The sequence below is a fragment of the Taklimakanibacter deserti genome, from assembly GCA_003574785.1.
Genome location: QORU01000007.1, coordinates 291,926 through 305,847 on the forward strand (window position 1 = coordinate 291,926; position 13,922 = coordinate 305,847).

Below are 13,922 nucleotides of genomic sequence, written 5' to 3' on the forward strand. Positions count from 1 at the left end.
AGAAAGACCTTCAACTGCTCCGGTTGTGTCGTATAAGGCCATGTTGCAGTCGCTCCAACAGCCCATACACGCGGCGTTCGGTGGCCTGGTCGGCGCCCAGCAGCCGGTTGAGATGCAGGTGCACGAGGCTGCCATGCAGATCGGCCGGCGTGCGTGACAAGCATCCCTCGTCGTGCAGTCTGGTCGTAGCAGTGTGCAGGCGAGCGCCGGCCGTGCGAAGCCGGGCAAGCAGCTCGTCGAGGGGTTGCGGTGCGGCTTCGTCGACAAGCATCGGCCGCAGGAACTGTTTCCATTCGCGGTAGTCGGCACCGGATTCAGGCCGCGGCCCGGATCGCGCCGCACACCAAGCCGCCCGTTGCTGCCTGCTCAAGCCTAATCCGTGCAGTATCGCGTCGACTGTCATGACGGCCGTCGGCAGTGGTTCGATCTCCCGGGATGCCAACAGGTCGCTGACGGCAGCACTGTCGGCGCAGAAGAAGTCCTCGGCGACAGCGAGGCCGTGTGACCCGCCGAAGCGATCCAACTCGCGGTCATAGGTATCAATCGCGAATCGTTGGCACACACCGGAACCGATCAGATCAGCCGCCCAGGCCGTCACCCGCGGCAGCAGGTCGGCCAGAAGGCGACCGGGCTCGCCGCGGAACCGCAGCCGAATGTGCCGTCGCGGATCGCTGTAGCGGATGAAGAACCAGTCGGCAAAACCCTCGCCGGCCACGTCGCGCGTAAAGGCGCGGACCGGACCGCTGAGCAACTCCGTCTCCGAATCCGAGGGGCAGTACAGCTTGACGAACAACCAGTCGCTGCCGGGCGGCCTAAGGTCGTCGGCCCCGCGGCCTCCCCTCCGACCGGCGGGCGGGGCCGGCGAGGGGGAGCGCCGTACCAGCGGAACCACCAACTCGGCCGCGAACCGACGGCCCGCGGTGTCGGTCAACCACGTGCGGTCCGGTTGCGGAAACTGTTCCTGGACAACGACCGAGCCGCGGGAACGCAACACCCGGCGCAGTTCGTCCGCATCTCCCGCTCGGGTCAGATCGAGCGTGAGCCGATGATCACCGGCGGTGACGACGAGCGCGGCCGGGGCGTTCCATCGCGTGCACCACGCGTCAAGCTCCGCGCGGAAGGACAGCGCATCGTCGAGCCCGGAAGGGAAACTGTCGGCGTGCAGCCGCCATTGCGCGAGCGACAGCACGATGCGCCCGCACCGCACGCGCGGCAGGAAGGGGAACAAGGCGGCTGGTCCCCATGAGAATGCAGCGAGTTGGCGTGTCTGATGGCGTGCCACCTCGGAGAGGAACCGGGCGGCGGCCGGTGCGCGGGTGGATGTGAGCATGTGGCCGGCGGTGATCATCACGTCCTCACCGGTGCGGGTCCAGCGCAGCCGGAACCTGCCGTCGCGAACGCCCACGACGAGTTCGTCCACTCCGATGGTGTGGTCGGGATCGGCGCCGGAGGGCAGATCGATCGCGATCTCGTAGCGACGCAAATTGAGCCTGGCAGAGACGTTGGCTAACCTGCGCACTCGAGGCTGATAGACGAGCTCGGCGACGATCCGCCCCGGTGAGCGTTCCGCTTCGGCGACGGCCACCTGCGCCAACGCCTCCGGCGCGCCGGGCACGAAATCCGAGAAGCGGCCCAGCATGCGCCCGGCCGCAGCACTTCCGATCGTAGGACCGACAACGAGGTCAAACTCACCGGCGTCGATCGCCGCGCGCGACGCCGCAGCGACGATCACCACGAAGTCGAGTGACATAGGGAGCCCGCTCGCGAAGATATCCCCGGTGGCAAGGCGCGCCAGTGCGGTGTCGTCCAGACAGACCTCGCCGCCGGTGCGCAATGCCTGCGCCGCCAGATCCACCAGCGCTTGATTGCGTTTCGCGGATTCCGTTGCCGTGTCTTCCGACGATCCAAGCGGCAGAGGCCCGATGCCGATATGGGGATCGATCATCTCCACCAGCGGCACCTCACGATGCTCGCCGTAGTGGTGCTCGAACGTGCGCCGGTAGGCTTCCAGCGACGCAGTCCCGCGCGCGAAGCGACTCATGCGGAGCAGCAACTCCGCCGCGCGGGCGGCGTCGGCGGCGATGCGCCTCGACAAGGTGCTTGACGTGAACCCCAACGCCGAATCGACTTGCAGCGCAGTCTTTTCCGTCGTCACCACGTCCTTTGCCGAAGCGTTCAACGTCCGAAAACCGGCTTCGTCGGGGGAGGGCTCGGCGTCCCAGCGGCCGGCGGCCTCTACGACCGAGGCCAGCACTGCGCGGTGATGCGCCGCGGCGGGAATGGCGCCCAACTTCTCGAGCACGTAGCGTGCCGGCGACGCAACGGTCAGCGGGGGACGCAGGTCGGTCAGCAACAGCGCCTGCTCGCACAGCCGGTCCAACAGTGTGGCGACCTGCTCTATCGTCGCCCCGGGTGTCGTCCCGAGCAGATGCGCCATCAGGTCATCGAAGCGGATGGGGGTCCGAGCCGCAGTCATGGCACGCTGGACGACGCCGGTGGCTCGAACCGACACCGATGCCGACGCGCCATTGTCGCGAGATGCCGGCTCGGCGAGAAAGATCCGTCCAGCACGCGTGAGCGCCAGGGGGTTCGCCCGGACGTGCAGATGCCGGCGGATCTGCGGGTCGGACTCGGCGCGGTCGACGAGCGCCATCAGCCACGCCGCGTCCGGGCGGGTACGCCGCGGGCGATGACCGGCGGTCAGTTCGATGTCGGTGCACTCTCCCCAGTTGGCCAGACCCACCGCGGCGAACAGGCCCAGCGGCGTCGATCGAGTGGACATTCGGATGAGGTATCGGCGCAGAGTGGATTCGGTGCGTGGGCCAAGCGGGCCAGCGCCGTCTTTGGCCAGCGCGTCGCTGAAGGTCAGGCTCGCCACAGCGAGTGCGGCACGCGCCTCGCTGGAAAGTACATCGCGAAGGTCTCTGTCGCCGTTGGCAAATGCATCGAGGGTGTCGACGGGCAGCAATGGGGCCCGGACCACGACGAAATCCAGTGGTTCGTAAAGCGTCATGACAGCATCAGGATCCGGTCCCAGACCGGCTCCGCCGACGTGGCGGTGGCGAGCAAGACCAACGCAACGCCAGCGGCGCCCTCCAACAAGCCGGGGTTGTCTGCACGTTGGCCTGACGGCTTGAGATCGCGATAGCCGAACCGACTGTCGGGTTCGTGGGCGTCGAGCAGCTGGGCGGTGAGTTCCTGCGCGGCATTAGAGAAGATCTCTCCGGCGCCGTCACGTGCGAAGCGCAATGTGATCTGGAGAAGGCCGGCTACACCGTGACACAGAGTGGGAGAATCGATCCGCCGGTTCGGGATGGGACGCTCGAAGACCGCGGTCATCGCAGCGAGCGCGAGATCGCGGTACTCGGATCGACCCGATGCGACCCCGGCGAGCCACAAGGCGCGGGCGACCCCGGGCGGGCCGTAGCACCACGCCGCGCGCGCCGGCGCGGCCGCATTGGCGCTGGCACGCATGTTCCGAAGGTCCGCACTCGTCCTTTCCTTGCAAACCGTGAGTATCGATGCGGCCACGGGAAAGCCGACACCCCATTCGTCGCTGCACTGCGCTTTCACGATCCGGTCGGCGATCCGGACAATCGCGTCGTGTTGTCCCTCGACCTCGACACCCTGGCTGGCTGACAGCGACAACAGAGCGAGCGGTCCCGGAATCCCGTGCGCCATGCCGAGATTGACATGACCGTCGGGATAGAGTTTGCGCAGGTTGTCCGTCGATTGACGAAAAGTGGTGTGCAAGTGAGGAACCGCGTCGGCGTCTGCCTTGGACAGATAGATCAATGCACGCAGCAGCGTCTCCAGCGCCCGCCGACACGGTGCGGATTGTGCCCGGCTCAGCAAATATCGGCCCGCGCCGGCCAATCCGCCGATCACGTCGAACAGCCCGACCTGCACGCCGTGCGGTCGCGATCGAAGCACTCCCTGCGACATGTGCTCGACGCGCTCCACGATCGCGCTTTCCAGCGTCGTCAACAGCGTGTCGTAACGCCTGCCGTCACGGGACAACAATGACGCGGCGGTGGCCAGGCCCGTGAGCCCCGCCATTCCGACGGCTGGAGATTGCTCCGCCTCCATACCGCGGACCGCGCGACGCAGATGATCAAAGCCGATGCTGTCCCAACCACATCCGGGCTCAACCGTATCCAGGGAGGCGGCCAGCACGGCGAGCCCGGCATAGCCTCCCCACAGCCCGGCGGCGCGCCAGTTGATGAGGCTGGGGTCGTCGACCTGCCGCGCCTCCGCGACCGCAGCTTCGACCGCATGTGGGCTGAACCGCCGTGCGGTGTCGACCGCAATGGTCAGTGACAGTGGGCCGACGTCGGGCACTCGCAGCTACCGGTTTCGCCGTCGTCGGCTTCGCCAGGTCCACCGCCGGGATCCCCGCAGCCGTCGCTCTGGTCTTCGCAGTAGGCCCCGGGAAAGGTGAACGGGAACCCGCAGTCCTCCAGTTGCTGGTCGCAGGTCTCGACCGTGCTGCACCCACAGGTGTCGCCGCAACTCCCCTCAACGGAATAACACTCCCACCCATCCGTTCCGGCGACAAGGCGCGAGTCCCCGTTGCGTGAGCGTCCAAGCGGCGTTATCCGGATGTCGAGGTCGAACTGATCATCAAGCAGTGACAATATCGCGCTCGCTTATGTGCTTCGACGTTATCGCGGTCAGGCCGACGTCGGAACGAGCGTCATGGTCGCCCCGCGCGCAACTCCGATGCCGCAGCAGACGCGCCTTGAACGCATCGCTTCAGCACCGAAGAGTGGAAAGATATGGAAGATTGATACGCCTAAGCAGATTCAATAACAACGGGAGCGACGCTTTGGCCGTCTCGTGAAACCAAAAGCTACCCCCCTGGCAGGGGCCAAGTCAAGTATCCGGCGCGGGTCCCCGCTACCGTCCAAGCGGCATTATCCGGATGTCGAGATCGAATTGATCATCAAGCTGCGACAATCGTCTCGCCTCCTGCTTCATTGCGAAGCGCGCGGGCCGCGATCACTCCCGCGGAATTTCGGGCTGCACGGAACCATTCCTCCGCCGCAGCCAGAGGAGGCAGCTGCGGGCGCTCGGTCGCACCGAATTCGCGGAGTATCTCCTGAAAGGCCCGCACGGTCGCAGGATTGATGAAGGCATTCCGCTTACTGCGGATGACCGAGGCGACGGCGCGACAGCCGACGAACTCGGCAAGGCCGTCGGCGGAGAAGACGGGCAGTCTCTCGTTCGCGGCCCGGGCGACCAGCATCTCCCGGGTGCACCAGGCCACGGCCTGGTTGAATTTGCGTGGGTTGACGGCGCTCTCCTGGTGCCGCAACAGAAACCAGCCGGCCTCCGAGCACATTGCGATAACCGGCGTGTAGTCGTCGCGGAGCCGAAAGGCGCGCTGGATGCGCGCAAAGACCGGCTCTGTCTCGAACACCACCTTGGCCTCGGACACGAGATGGAAGGCGAACAGGCCGCCCGACCGGGCGACGCGCAGCGCGTGGTCCAGCGGATAGGCCGTCGTCATCGTCCGTCCGAGCGAAACGCGTTCGGATGTGGGCTTCGATGTTATCGCGGTCAGGTCGACGTCGGAATGCGCGTCATGGTCGCCGCGCGCACGGCTGCCATACAGCAGCACACACGTTATCGAGCGCATCGCTTCAGCGTCGAAGGTTGGAAGCACGGGAAAGGTTGCGTCCATGGCAGTGGCTCAAGTCGAGTATTCCTGCTTTCGCTTCGACGCGAACGGCGGGGGAAGCCGCTTCCACATGGTCATGAAGTCCGCGATGAACGCGTCCGTCGCATATTTGTCGCCGCGCCACAGGATCCGGTGTTCGCTGTGCCGGTGCGTCGCATCGGCGGACAGATTGGCGGTACCCGTCAGCACGGTCTGCCCTTCCGGATAAACAATGTACTTTTGGTGCATCGTCCTGTGTCCGGTGGCCCGGAAGTGGATCGGCAGCTTCTCTTTTCCGAACGCAGTGGCGGCCAGGCGCGATAGCGGCTTGATACCGATGTGCCCGTCCACCACGATGAAGAGACGTACCCCGCGGCGGGCCGCGGCCAGCAGCGCGCTGTATTCGGGAACCCGGGTGGACAGCACGTACATCGCCACCAGGAGATGCTCGCCCTTCTGCGCACGGGCGATGGTGTCGAGCGCAAGCGTCGACAACGTCACCGGGACCTGCTTGGTCTTTCCCCCCGGCTTTTGCATTTCGAACCGTCTCAGCCGGTTCGATTCGGCGTACCCGGCAGCGGCCTTGTCCTGGTGCTGGAGGCGCGAGCTGAATGCAATCTGCAAAGGCGGCGAGCCGGCCGAACCGCCGGTGTCCTCAGCCTCGCGAAGCACGTCAAGCGGCGCGCCGGCACCACGCTCCACCCCGACCACTTCGGCGGCCTTACGCCCCGAATTATTTCGGAATTCGGTCAGAATCGCGGCGTAGTGCGTACGTACTTCATCGGGCGACAGGGTGGCGGCCCCGTCGGACCACAACGCCGCGAACTCCCGCTCGACAGCCGTCATTACCGGCATCGAGCCCGGGTCGTCTCCGTCGAGCACGATGAGATTTTCATAGCCGTTCGCCGATCTCTTCGACCAGTTAAAGCTTCCGCACACCAGCGTCTGTGGCCGCCCGTCGACCAAAACCGTCAACGTCTTGTGATGCAGAAGCCCCCGGCTGTCCTGATACGACCATCGCATCCGACTTGCCTTGGCGTCCCAAACATAGGGTTGGTCCTTCTTGTACCTTACTTGGAGGTTGGGCAGGCCGAGTTCAGCCAGTCCACGGACTTTGCGTCCCGAGTCGGCGGACTTTGTGTCTGACTTTGTGTCCGACTTTGCGTCCCTGGCCTTCGAAGGCGCGCCCTGATGCCAGTCCGCGAGCAGCCGGATCGTCAGGTTCGGCCGGGTGCGTGCCGCCTCGACGAGCAGGTCGGCGATCTCGGCGTCGGTGAACGAGAATGTCATGATGTGGATGTCGACGTGATGGGCAGCGGCCAGACCGATGGCGTCCCGGATAACCGACAGGATCTGATCGCGCAGACCAGCCCCTCCGACGATGCTGGTGAAGTATGCCTTCACGTTGTCACCCCCAAGCGAGTCCTCTGAGCTGCAGTGTTGGACGCACGTCAAGGGATAGGAGATTCAACAGGGCCGGCTCCTATCTCAATGTACTATGTGCCCGCGATGTAGTCGCGTCAATCAACCACGTCAGCATAACGCTGTGCCTGCCCCGCCGCGCCATAAAATCAGTCGATCCAGCCTAGAACCGCTTGCATAACGCAATCAGAGCCGCCGTCTGGAGGTTTTGCCTTTCGTCAGGTCAATGATATGCTTCCAAGATTGCGGCCAAGCGGTTGTTGATAGCTTGCAGCGAGGCAACATGTGCGACGAATCCAGTTCATCACCGAGCTTGGTTTTCTCTCGCAGAACCTTCTTGCATAAAGTCGGTGTGACACTTGGCGGGGCTGTCTTGGCTGCTCCAGGTGTTGCGGCAGCTCAGGAGTGCAGTCCCACGCTGCCCGACATACTAGGTCCATTCTACCGCTTCGGCGCGCCGTTTGGAACCAAACTCGGAGCGCCAAACGAGCCGGGTGAGCAACTGGCGATCTCTGGCACCGTCTACAGCTCCGATTGTCGCACAGGCCTGTCGAACGCGCTTATTGAGGTCTGGCAGGCAAACAGTGCCGGGCTCTATGATACCGACATACCTGGCCACTTCACCGAAGCCACCACTTTTCACTTGCGTGGGATGTTCAATACAGATGAGCGCGGCCGATATGAGTTCGAAACGGTGATGCCGGGCCGTTACCCCATCCCACCCGGGCTGCCAGGCGCCGGGCAGATGCGACCCGCTCACATCCACTTCAGGGTCATGGAGGCTCTGCATATCCCACTGACCACGCAACTCTATTTCCAGGGGGATCCCTTCATTGGCAAAGATCCTTTTGCCAGCCGAAAACCTTCTTTAGCCATCAAACTGAAGCAAGATAGCCGGCATCTGCGGGGTGTCTTCGATATCGTGCTTGCCACTGCGTAGACGAAGATTCCCCGGCTAGCCGATTGAGCAAGGCACAGCGGGCCAGATCGTTTCACGCCGAGCCGACTATACGTCTACCTGCGGCGCGCCGGCGGCGCACCCGGCCAATGCATCATCATCGGAAACCAAAGGCTCGGGTGCTGGTCGCCGCGACTGTCACATGATGTCTTGTCGGAGACCGCGGCTCAAGCTAGGTCCTAAGAAGCCGGATGGAGATCATGCAACATGGCCAAGCTCGTGTTCGGAATGAACCAGTCGCTCGACGGCTATGTCGACCATATGGCGTTTGGGCCAGGCCCCACGCTCTTCCGCCACTTCATCAAGGAGGCCGAGGGGCAGGCGGGGAGTGTCTACGGCCGCCACGTGTATGAGCTCATGCGTTACTGGGACGACGATCATCCTGAATGGGATGCAGACCGACGCGCCTTCGCGGCGGCGTGGCGGAAGCAGCCGAAATGGGTCGTCTCGCGCACATTGAAGTCGGTCGGCCCCAATGCCAGCCTTGTCAAGGATGAGCTCGAGGGCGCGATCCGCGCGCTGAAGGCCGAGCGCGACGGGGAGATCGAAGTTGCCGGCCCCAAGCTGGCGCAAAGCCTCACCGAGCTTGGCCTGATCGATGAGTATCGAATCTACCTGCACCCCGTCGTGCTCGGTCACGGCAAGCCCTATTTCGCCGGACCCCGGCCGCCACTCCGCCTTATGACGCATGACCGGATCGGCGAGGATGTGATCAGGCTGACCTACATTCCTGCTTGATCCCGCTTAGCCGGATGGATTGGAGCTATTTGGCGCCGTCGAAATAGGTCCAGGGCTCGGACGGCCGGCTCTTCAGATAACCCTGCTGCCAGTTCCATTGCGGATGGATGCGGAGAAACTCGTCGGCATCGAAGGCCAGGCCGTCGGCGCGTCCGAAGCGTCCCCACATGCTCATGGATCTTGCCGCATCCGCGGTCGTCACCTTCCCGTCGACGGAGCCTGCCGGGTAGTAGGGAACGTTCCACACCGCATTGGGATCGCTGACATAGGGCTGCGGGTCGGTATCGTAATGCGAGCTGATCGTACGCGATGACGGCTCGATCCGCATGAGATAGACGTCGAAGGTATCGCCGAGCATGGCCTGGCCGATGGCGGCGTCGATGCGGCCTTCGTGCTGGCTGAGCAGCTGCGGCCAGCGCATACGCCGGGCGCCGGTCTGCTGGCGGATGTCGTTGTAGCCGACGTCGGAGGATTCGAGATTGCGGATGCGCGGATCGTCGGGAACGTTCGCACCGAAGAACCAGCCATCCTTCTTCTTCTCGAGATTCTGATAGATCAGCCCCTGCTCGTATTTCGCGATCTGGTTGCTCTTGATGTCGCCGATCAGCCATGCATTGGCGTAGCCGCCATTGTTCTGGGCCTCCACCAGTTTCACCCATTCGTCGATGCTGGAGGCATATTGTGAAGCGGTGCGCGCGCGGACATATTCCGGCACTTTGCTCGTGTCGTAGCCGACGAATCCAACCAGGGTCGTCTCGACCACCACGAGACCACCGCCGGTCACCCAGAAGTCGGTCATGCTGCCGATCCAGCCCGGCGAGGTCTGCATCACCATTCGGTAGCCTTTGTCCGGCGTGATATCGACGATCACATTGAAGTACTGGCCGTTCCAGAACTCGGTGAAGGATTCGTGGCCGATGACGATCTTGCCGTCCGCGGTCGCCGAGCCCGTCGCTATGAAGGCGCTGCAGTGGCTCTTTGCCTTGTTCATGCCGACGGCGCCCGGCGCCGCGTTCTTGTATTGGCCGGCGACGGTCGGCCACCAGTAGCCGGTCATCTCCATCCAGGCATTCCAGCCGATGATCTGATCGAGCGTCGTCGGCACGCCCGCCTTGGTGAATCCGGCGGCGATACCGCGCATTTCATCGAGCTGCTCGACCGGGATCTTCGAGCGGTGCATGTCCGCAGCCTTGGTGACGAAGAAGGCGAGGTCGAGGCCCGTCGTCTGGAGCGTCATCGCGTCATAGACACGCCAGGCGTCCTTGAACTCCGCCGCCAGCAGGTATCCGTGCTGGAAACCCCGCTCGAACGGTGCGCCGCCGATCTTCACCCGGATCCAGCCGTTCTCCTCGCTCCGGCTTGATTTCGCGAGCCACCCCTTTTCCTCGCCCGTCAGCTCTTCGGCTGCTATCGCCACGTTCGCAACGCATGCGAACAGTAGCATGACCGCCACGGCGGCCAAACGAATTGCCTTCATGCCGGACCTCGCCTTTCCCGGGCGGAGCCCGCCCAAACCATCGCCGGCCGGGAGCTTAAACATGTGACGGAAGCTGCACAACCCTGCCGGTAGCGGCGCGGATGTGGTTCCTGCTTGATCTCGCGTTTCGCCGGATTGTAAGCAGATACCCATGGAAAAACACAGCCAGATCGCCGGCCGGAAGCGGACCTAGTCGATGATCGCCGTCTCTGCCTCGAAGCTCTCCACCGCCGACCTCAACAACCTCATGCGGGCGCTCGAGATCGACGTCGTGGCGTTGACAGAGATCCTCGTTCCGCGCGGCCATCGGGTCGAGATGGGAATGATCGATGCGCCCGCGATCCACTACAACCTCAAAGGTGCTGGACGGATGTCGATCGATCGCGGCCCGAACATGCAGTTGATGCCGCATCTGCTCATCATCGTTCCCCCGAATACGCCCTTTTCGATCGAGGTCGACGGCGGCGACGGCGCTCCCCGCCTGATCAACCGCGATTGCTGGAAGCGCGACGAAGAAGGCGTCTTGCGCGTCGCCGTTGCGAACGAAAAGCCCGAGGTCGTGCAGATTTGCGGCTTCTTCAATGCGTCCTTCGGTCAGTCGGTTGGTCTGTTTCGCGACCTGCGCGAACCCGTCGTCGAGCAATTCGAACCGTCGGACAGGATTGATGGCAAGCTCCGCGAGGCCATGAATGAGCTCTTGTCGCAAGAGGTCGGCATGGGAGCGATGACGGCCTCGCTTTTGAAACAAGTCATCATTGCATTGGCGCGGCGCTCGCTGAAATCATCGCAGAGCTGGACGGACCGTTTCACCATCCTTGCCGACCGCCAGATCACGCGCGCGTTCGCCGACATGGTGGCCCGCCCCGGCGCCGCGCACACGGTCCAGAGTCTTGCCTACAGCGCCAGCTTGAGCCGTTCGGCCTTCATGGCCCGCTTCTCCGAAATCTTTGGCCGGTCGCCCATGGCCATCCTTCGCGACCTCAGGATGCGGCAGGCCGCGCTCGATCTGACGACGACGACGGCGCCCGTCGATGTCGTGGCTCATAATGCGGGATATGAGAGCCGCTCAAGCTTCGTGCGAGCCTTCCGCAAAGCCTACAACGTCGATCCCAGCGAGTTCCGGCAGAGCGCGAAGAACGCTGAGGATGATAAGGGCGCCTGAGCGCACTGATCCTCGGCGCCGGCCAGTTCTGGAATCCAGAATGCGTGTCCGCCCGTCCGGAGACGCCCGACGCGGGTTTCATCGCGCCAGCACAAGTGGCAATGTTGCTTTATTCGGAAGATGGCGGCTTACCACAGAGGCAGATGAATGATGAAGGCGATCGTCGTGACGGACCAGGCCGCGGGAACGGCCGGGATGAAGCTGGCGGAGCGGCCCGAGCCCCAGGCAGCGATAAACGACGTCGTCGTTCAGGTTCATGCATCGGGATTCGTCCCGACCGAGCTGTCCTGGCCCTCGACCTGGACCGATCGCCGCGACCGTGACCGGACGCCGTCGATCCCCGGGCACGAGCTGGCCGGAGTGATCACCGCCCTCGGCTATGGCACGACGGGGCTGTCGGTGGGACAGCGGGTATTCGGCCTCACGGACTGGTATCGCGACGGAACCCTGGCCGAGTACACGGCCGTCGAGGCGCGCAACCTCGCGCCGCTGCCGGGCGACGTCGACTTCACGGTGGGCGCGAGCCTGCCGATCTCGGGGCTGACGGCGTGGCAGGGATTGTTCGAGCACGGCCGCCTTCAGGCGGGGCAGAGCGTCCTCGCGCACGGTGCGGCGGGCGCGGTCGGGACGATGGTGACGCAACTCGCGCGCGAGGCTGGTGCTTATGTCATCGGCACCGGACGCGCGGCCGACCGTCAGAAAGCGCTCGACTTCGGCGCGCAGGAGTTTGTCGACCTCGACAACGACGCGCTGGAAGACGTCGGCCGCGTCGATCTGGTGTTCGATGTCATCGGCGGCGACATCGGGAAGCGGTCCGCGGGCCTTATTCGAGCTGGAGGAACGCTGGTATCCATCGTCGGGCCGGCCGAGGCGCGGCCCGCCGATGGCCTGACGGTCGACTTCGTCGTCGAGTCCGATCGTGCCCAACTGAGTGAGATCGTCCAGCGGATGCGTGACGGGCGACTGCGGACGAACATCGGCCACATCGCGACCCTCGACGATGCCGTCTCCGCCTTCAACCCGACCGAGCGACGCTCGGGGAAGACGATCATCCGCGTTCGCCCGTGAGCGACACGCGCCTATCGATGCACGCGGCCGGCCGGCACCATCCAGATCGGCAAAGAGAGCGAAAAACACTCTCGTACCTCAACCTATCCCTTCACCCATAGCACTGACCACGACCAACGGAATGACCATGACCAACGCCGTCATCGAATGTATCCTGAGCCGCAGCGCCGCCAAGTACTACGACCCTGCCGCCACCTTGAGCGACGACCAGATCCGCGAGCTGGTGCGCATCGGCACCACCGCGCCGACATCCTTCCACTTGCAGAACTGGCGCTTCATCGCCGTACGCACGCCTGAAGCCAAGGCCCGGCTGCGTCCGATCGCCTGGGATCAGCCCGCAATCACCGATGCAGCCGTTACCTTCATCGTCTGCGGCCAATTGGCCGATTCCAGCGTAATACCAGAGCGCCTGGCGCCGGTGGTGGAAGCGGGCATTATGCCGGCAAAGCTGGTGCCGGATTGGGAAATCCCCGCACGCGGTCTGTATTTCGATCACCCGCAGCGCCAGCGCGACGAAGCGGTACGCACCGGCACCTTCGGTGCGGCGGCGATGATCTATGCGGCTCGCTCGTGGGGCCTGGGTTCGACGCCGATGATCGGTTTCGATGCCGAAGCGGTGGCCCGCGAGTTCGCGCTGGCCGAGGACGAAGTGCCGGTCATGCTGCTGTCCATAGGGGCGGAGCGTCCGGGAAACTGGCCGCAGAAGCCGCGCCTGCCGGTGGCCGATGTGCTGGATCTCGTATGACTATTAGAGCGCCGGACGTTCTGTTGGAATCGTCGCGGCGCTCTATCTTTTTGTTTGCGCATCGGATTATCCGAAAACCGCTTCGCACTTTTCGGTCCGATGCTCTCGTGAGTAACTTGCTGAGACTACCATGCCCAGAACTGCTGCTCTAAAGCCGGAACAGGTGCCGGCCGATTCGAAACCGACTCTCGATACGTTCAGCAAGACCATCGGATTCACCCCAAATATGATGGCGACCTTCGCGCAGAGCCCGATCGCGTTCAACTCATGGGCCGCCTTGCTCGGCTCCTTGAGCAAGGCGCTCGACGTGAAGACGCGTGACAGCATCGGCCTTGCTGTCTCCGAAGCGAATGGCTGCAGCTACTGCCTGACGGTTCACAGCTTTACGGCCGAGCATATGGCCAAGCTGCCGGCCGATGAAATCATTCTCGCTCGGAAGGGCCATGCCCGCGACCCGAAGCGGGACGCCGCCGTCCAGTTTGCGCGCAAAGTCATCGAGACCCGCGGCAATGTCAGTGACGCCGATCTGAAAGCCGTCCGCGATGCCGGCTACACGGATGCGAATGTCATGGAGATCGTCGCGCTGGTGGCCATGTACTCCCTGACGAACTTTTTCAATAACGTGTTCGATCCCGAGAAGGACTTCCCCGCCGTTACGCCGGCTGGCTCGATCTGAACTCTATCCGGTCG

General features: G+C 63.9%; 11 protein-coding genes. 6 read left to right on the plus strand and 5 right to left on the minus strand.

Annotated features, from left to right (window positions below; all coding sequences use genetic code 11):
- Positions 1-10 precede the first annotated feature (10 nt).
- From DS839_RS16785 to DS839_RS16800, 4 genes are all read right to left on the minus strand, one after another.
- On the minus strand, positions 11-3,013 hold the full coding sequence (locus DS839_RS16785; RefSeq protein ID WP_119271591.1) for a lantibiotic dehydratase: 3,003 nt from the start codon (positions 3,011-3,013) through the stop codon (positions 11-13).
- Positions 3,010-4,341 carry a lanthionine synthetase C family protein gene (locus tag DS839_RS16790; RefSeq protein WP_162918600.1) on the minus strand — a complete coding sequence of 444 codons (1,332 nt, stop codon included), beginning with the start codon at positions 4,339-4,341 and terminating at the stop codon, positions 3,010-3,012. Before DS839_RS16790 ends, DS839_RS16785 begins: the two co-directional genes overlap by 4 nt.
- A gap of 604 nt (positions 4,342-4,945) precedes the next feature.
- Positions 4,946-5,686 carry a nucleotidyltransferase domain-containing protein gene (locus tag DS839_RS16795; RefSeq protein WP_119271593.1) on the minus strand — a complete coding sequence of 247 codons (741 nt, stop codon included), beginning with the start codon at positions 5,684-5,686 and terminating at the stop codon, positions 4,946-4,948.
- A 9-nt stretch (positions 5,687-5,695) separates the two neighbouring features.
- Positions 5,696-7,066: a phospholipase D-like domain-containing protein gene (locus DS839_RS16800; protein WP_162918601.1), complete on the minus strand. Its 1,371-nt coding sequence runs from the start codon at positions 7,064-7,066 to the stop codon at positions 5,696-5,698.
- A 301-nt stretch (positions 7,067-7,367) separates the two neighbouring features.
- Between DS839_RS16800 and DS839_RS16805 the strand changes: the two genes are divergently transcribed.
- Both DS839_RS16805 and DS839_RS16810 read left to right on the plus strand, forming a co-directional pair.
- Positions 7,368-8,024 carry a dioxygenase family protein gene (locus tag DS839_RS16805; RefSeq protein WP_119271704.1) on the plus strand — a complete coding sequence of 219 codons (657 nt, stop codon included), beginning with the start codon at positions 7,368-7,370 and terminating at the stop codon, positions 8,022-8,024.
- Between the two features lie 225 nt (positions 8,025-8,249).
- A complete protein-coding gene (locus DS839_RS16810; RefSeq protein WP_119271595.1) occupies positions 8,250-8,780 on the plus strand; it encodes a dihydrofolate reductase family protein in 531 nt (176 codons plus the stop codon).
- A 25-nt stretch (positions 8,781-8,805) separates the two neighbouring features.
- On the opposite strand, the gene DS839_RS16815 is transcribed toward DS839_RS16810, so the two are convergent.
- Complete coding sequence (locus tag DS839_RS16815; RefSeq protein ID WP_368911692.1) at positions 8,806-10,257, minus strand: C45 family autoproteolytic acyltransferase/hydrolase; 1,452 nt, start codon at positions 10,255-10,257, stop codon at positions 8,806-8,808.
- A 196-nt stretch (positions 10,258-10,453) separates the two neighbouring features.
- Here DS839_RS16815 and DS839_RS16820 point away from each other — a divergent pair, with 196 nt between their 5' ends.
- From DS839_RS16820 to DS839_RS16835, 4 genes are all read left to right on the plus strand, one after another.
- Positions 10,454-11,419 carry an AraC family transcriptional regulator gene (locus tag DS839_RS16820; protein ID WP_119271596.1) on the plus strand — a complete coding sequence of 322 codons (966 nt, stop codon included), beginning with the start codon at positions 10,454-10,456 and terminating at the stop codon, positions 11,417-11,419.
- 150 nt (positions 11,420-11,569) lie between these two features.
- A complete protein-coding gene (locus tag DS839_RS16825; protein WP_119271706.1) occupies positions 11,570-12,487 on the plus strand; it encodes an NADP-dependent oxidoreductase in 918 nt (305 codons plus the stop codon).
- A 127-nt stretch (positions 12,488-12,614) separates the two neighbouring features.
- Entirely contained in the window at positions 12,615-13,232 is a 618-nt protein-coding gene (locus DS839_RS16830) for a nitroreductase family protein (protein ID WP_119271597.1), read from the plus strand.
- A gap of 130 nt (positions 13,233-13,362) precedes the next feature.
- Positions 13,363-13,908, plus strand: coding sequence for a carboxymuconolactone decarboxylase family protein (locus tag DS839_RS16835; RefSeq protein ID WP_119271598.1), 546 nt, complete (start codon positions 13,363-13,365; stop codon positions 13,906-13,908).
- Positions 13,909-13,922: the final 14 nt, after the last annotated feature.

What these genes read in the sequence shown, in the direction of transcription:
- DS839_RS16805 (WP_119271704.1), top strand. Translation starts at nt 7,368, where the DNA reads ATGTGCGACGAATCCAGTTCATCACCGAGCTTGGTTTTCTCTCGCAGA.
- DS839_RS16820 (WP_119271596.1), top strand. Translation starts at nt 10,454, where the DNA reads ATGATCGCCGTCTCTGCCTCGAAGCTCTCCACCGCCGACCTCAACAAC.
- DS839_RS16785 (WP_119271591.1), bottom strand. Translation starts at nt 3,013, where the DNA reads ATGACGCTTTACGAACCACTGGATTTCGTCGTGGTCCGGGCCCCATTG.
- DS839_RS16815 (WP_368911692.1), bottom strand. Translation starts at nt 10,257, where the DNA reads ATGAAGGCAATTCGTTTGGCCGCCGTGGCGGTCATGCTACTGTTCGCA.
- DS839_RS16825 (WP_119271706.1), top strand. Translation starts at nt 11,570, where the DNA reads ATGAAGGCGATCGTCGTGACGGACCAGGCCGCGGGAACGGCCGGGATG.
- DS839_RS16795 (WP_119271593.1), bottom strand. Translation starts at nt 5,686, where the DNA reads ATGGACGCAACCTTTCCCGTGCTTCCAACCTTCGACGCTGAAGCGATG.
- DS839_RS16835 (WP_119271598.1), top strand. Translation starts at nt 13,363, where the DNA reads ATGCCCAGAACTGCTGCTCTAAAGCCGGAACAGGTGCCGGCCGATTCG.
- DS839_RS16830 (WP_119271597.1), top strand. Translation starts at nt 12,615, where the DNA reads ATGACCAACGCCGTCATCGAATGTATCCTGAGCCGCAGCGCCGCCAAG.
- DS839_RS16810 (WP_119271595.1), top strand. Translation starts at nt 8,250, where the DNA reads ATGGCCAAGCTCGTGTTCGGAATGAACCAGTCGCTCGACGGCTATGTC.